This is a genomic window from Streptomyces pathocidini (assembly GCF_001418495.1).
GTDB lineage: Bacteria > Actinomycetota > Actinomycetes > Streptomycetales > Streptomycetaceae > Streptomyces > Streptomyces pathocidini.
Genome location: NZ_LIQY01000108.1, coordinates 8,218 through 8,510, shown reverse-complemented (window position 1 = coordinate 8,510; position 293 = coordinate 8,218). Strand labels below are relative to the sequence as shown.

Sequence of the window (293 nt, the reverse complement as noted above, 5' to 3'; positions counted from 1 at the left end):
GTCCAGGACAGCGGCTTCGCGCACCGCACGTACTACTGCGGCGGCGCGGCGGCGATGCTCGCCGTCCGCGCGGCGTCGGCGGACGCCGAGATCGCCCTGACCTGGACGACCCTGGCCCCGCCCGCCCCGACCCTGCTGGCCGCGATCCGCCCCCGCTGGCTCAACTACCGCTTCGGCCTGCTGACCAAGGACCTGGTGGACCACATCCACACCACCGGCCACCTGGCCGCCGCCTGGACCCCGGACACCCGCTTCACCATGAAGCGCCTCCTGCGTCAGGGAGTCGACTCCCT

1 pseudogene is annotated in these 293 nt (G+C 73.4%); it reads left to right on the top strand.

What is annotated here, in order from left to right:
* Window positions 1-293, top strand: a pseudogene (locus AOK16_RS28030) (glycerophosphodiester phosphodiesterase family protein); the annotation flags it as partial.